This is a genomic window from Citrobacter sp. U14242 (assembly GCF_046555775.1).
Taxonomy (GTDB): domain Bacteria; phylum Pseudomonadota; class Gammaproteobacteria; order Enterobacterales; family Enterobacteriaceae; genus Citrobacter.
Genome location: NZ_JBKGLW010000028.1, coordinates 1 through 3,761 on the forward strand (window position 1 = coordinate 1; position 3,761 = coordinate 3,761).

A 3,761-nucleotide genomic window follows, 5' to 3' on the forward strand; every position below is an offset into this window, starting at 1 on the left:
GTCTTTTTCATGGCGATGTGCCTCCCGGTGAGATGGAAGAAAGACCGGATACTTCAGTTTAGACTGGCACTGTTTTCAGGGAGGAGATCACTTAATTGCAAATCGGGAGAAAGGCATTGGTCCGTTTGATTTTGCTAAAATTTATAATCCGTTGAAATAATTTATGAGCTTATGTGGGAGATTAGTCATACTCAGCATTCAGATGAGAGACGAGTAGCATTACTAATGGCTTAATTACCTTCTTTAGGTTAGCTACAATTTAGAAGATATATCCCTCCATGCGGCGAACCCATTGGTACGCCGTATGGAGGGTATGAGAATTATCCTGTGTTTGTATAAATAATTTATATCCATACAAAAGTTTGTAACTCTCATTCTTTTAAAGATCTGAGCTAGATCAAACTATGGATAGTGTTAAAAAACACGTTTGTTCGTGATTATTTTGTTGCTAATCATGCCAGTGCTAACTTGCATACTCAACAAGTATATTCGAATCTGATTTTTGATTGACATACTGGATTAAATCACGAATGACTAGTTTTTGAACCGCAGAGATCAATGTCGCTAGTGAAGATAAATCTGGCTGATTGTCTTTGACTGGCAGTGAAATTTTATCTTTTTGTATTTTTTTATTGCTAATGCTATCACCCCAAGAATATTTATGTCCTAGGCTTTTATCAACGCAAGTAGCGAGATATAATTGATTTAGCTTAGTTCTTTTTTCTCCATCTTTGATGTAAAGAACTAAATTATGGCTATCATTGGAATAAAAATCATTTTCTTGATAACTGACTACAAATGTTTTTCCTCCAATAAATACACAGTTACCCTCATCCAATTTTTTTTTATCGTAAGATATATAAGTACTCACGCTATTATTATCTCTACTCGCACAGAGATAAGGTGTGTCACCACTGTTTTCTAGAATATCTCTTGATAAAATGCTATTTGTGTTTTTTACTGTAAATATATCGATTACATTAAATTCAGAAAATTCAAGGTATTCATAATCATGTAAAGCATTTGTCTCTTCAGGGGTCAAATTACAATCATTCATTCCTGCTCTAGATAAGTATGTTACTAATTCAGAAACACGTTCTGCTTCTAGTTTAGCGATAAACTTATCAATGAAATTAAAATCAATTTTCCCATTTTTGATTGGAAGCATCATTTTAAAATCTAGACTTTGTGAACTTCTTAATTTTCTGCCAAAATCAAATTTTCCATCTAAAACCTTACTCATTGAAATAGCGAAGAATTTCATTGTTTCTTTAGAGTAATTATTATGCTCACTCCAATAGACGCCTGTATCATCACCAGCCCCAAAATAATAATCTCTATAGAATGTGTTTCCAAAAATATCAATGGTAATGGAATTTTTGGGGAAAACTGCCACCGGATTTGATATATAATTCACTATCCCTGAGTTTGTCACTCCAGCCATAACGAAAGGAATTTTTCCAGAAATTTGATCGTCTTTTTTCAATCTTCGACCTTGAACTATCTTGTCGAAGATACTTTTAAAGCTATATTCTCCCCACTCAACTGTATTCAGCATACTGTTGAGTAGGGACATTACTTTCCCGAATTATAATCGTTGCCAACTTGATTTTTTAATAAGTTAGATACCTCCCATGCAAGATAGGAACTAACTGTTCTTTTAAAGTCTTCAAGTGTTGGTTTTATGTCTCTGGAAATAGATTGATTCCAATCAGCACCGTTGTTAGGATCAATATTGCCTTCATGATATTCATTTTTAGAGAAAATACTGAGCTTGTTCTTACCAAAACGCACTAAATCAACAATTTCTTGATAGCGTTCTTTAGCTTGATCTGTATCTTTAAGGTTGTTGCTGGCTTTTTTTCGATTAGTTCGAGTGTAGCCATCATTTGAAAAATCAATGAATTTCACCATTTCATCAGGGTGGTGAGTTTCATTGACTTTAAAAACATAAATATAAGTCTGTACACTTGATTTACCAATAAAGATATCTATTGGCATTTTAATACTAGCAGTTAATGTGTGCTTTTTTAAGATTTTTCTATTAATTTCAGTAGCCTTTCCTGAACCTGCAGACCCTTGAATAATTATTGCAGCATAACCCTTACTCATCATGTTTAAAGCTTTTTCAACAAAATTCATGCCATTGCCAGTTGCTGAATATGGGGGGTTCAAAATAAATGCATCCGCAGGGAATTTTTCATTCATTTTTCCGAATCCATACTTCCCGTCAAAGCTTAATGAATCTTCATTGAGAATATTTGAACTACCATCTCCCATTAAAATCATATTTAGAATAGCAAGCATGTAAACACTTGATAATAATTCTAAACCTAACAATTGTTCTGCTTTGATTTTTGCTTCTTTAATGGCCAGTTCTTCTGGTGATGTAATGGTATTTTTTGCATCAGTTAGCATCTCATTCATAGCCGCTACTAAAAGACCTGCTGAACCTGTGGCAAAATCCCACACGTAAGAGTTTTTGTTGACTCTGGCAAGTTTGGCAAGAAGGGTTGCGATGTAGGAAGGCGTGAGAACAACATCATTCAACTTATCTTGAGAAAAACCAAGCCAACCGTACATTTCATTGAAAAGCTTTCCAGTAAAATCTGTTGTTAAACCGATTTTGTAGTATATACCCAAATCATCAACGATTTTAGTAAATACTCTTTTAAGTTGACTTTCACCATCAACCACTCTGTTTATATTTTCTGTCGTAAGAGTGTTTTGGAGTGTCCTAACAATTAATTCATTTTTTTCTTTAGGGATGTTTTTCTCCCTTAAAAATGCCTTTATTTTTCTTACAATAATATCACCATCTCTGTTTCCATCTTCTGTGGATGATTTAAGATCTGACTTCTCTAATGGGGCAACTTTGCCAGGGATTCCTAAAGTAGCCATAATTGAAGCTGCTACAAGATAAACTCGATCGTTCTCACCTAAACCTTTTTCATTTTGGTAAATATCGTTATTTAAGCGAACAAGGCTCGTATCAATCTCTTTTTCACGTTGAGCTTTGAGTTTATCCAGCTCCTCTTGGGAAAGACTTAATGATTTTACTAACTCAATGAATTCATCAAAATGGATGTCACATAAAAATGAAAGATCAGAATATTCGCCAATTTTCTGTCCAGCGCCTAAATTGTCTTTTGAAACATAATAAACGCCAATGTCATGCCGTAATTTCCCTGATTCATCTTTATAACCTGTGACGCCGATTGCTATAATATCGGTATAACTAGTATGGTGAAGTAAAGCATTTGCATAATGAACTGCACCATTTACTGCGAACTCTTTTATGTTTTTAAAATTAGGCTCGTTTTTTGACGTAGAATTATCAATTCTGCCATCAGCATTAAGCTTAACGAGCTTATCTTTATAACCTTTGTACTCAATTAAAATTGGAAAATAGTCAAGATTTTTATCTTGTAACAAAATTTTGACGTCAGGTCGATTACCTCCGTTACCACCACTTTTTGTAAAGTAGTCATTAAGAGCTTTGTCAATTTCTGAATTTAAAGACTCTTGTTCAAGTTTGTAATTGAGGTTGTAGGACTTAAGCCAGTTGTTAGCTAGATCGGCAACATTCGGCTCGACTGATTGTATTTTTGCCATTTTTTACGTCTTTTCCATGTGTCATTTGCTAGTGCGAGTGTACCACAAAATGTGGGCTGTTTGGACTGACCCCACCCCGGTAGACGATCCTGGACTGACCCCACCCCGGTAGACGATCCTGCCCTATAGTCTGGACTGACCCCACC

2 protein-coding genes are annotated in these 3,761 nt (G+C 34.8%); both read right to left on the reverse strand.

Translation table 11 applies throughout. The features are described 5' to 3' along the window. Window positions 1-463: 463 nt before the first annotated feature. Window positions 464-1,576: a restriction endonuclease subunit S gene (locus tag ACLJXE_RS24245; protein ID WP_410752233.1), complete on the reverse strand. Its 1,113-nt coding sequence runs from the start codon at window positions 1,574-1,576 to the stop codon at window positions 464-466. Then, complete coding sequence (locus ACLJXE_RS24250) at window positions 1,576-3,615, reverse strand: N-6 DNA methylase (RefSeq protein ID WP_410752234.1); 2,040 nt, start codon at window positions 3,613-3,615, stop codon at window positions 1,576-1,578. The genes ACLJXE_RS24245 and ACLJXE_RS24250 overlap by 1 nt, the downstream gene beginning before the upstream one ends. Between the last annotated feature and the right edge of the window lie 146 nt (window positions 3,616-3,761).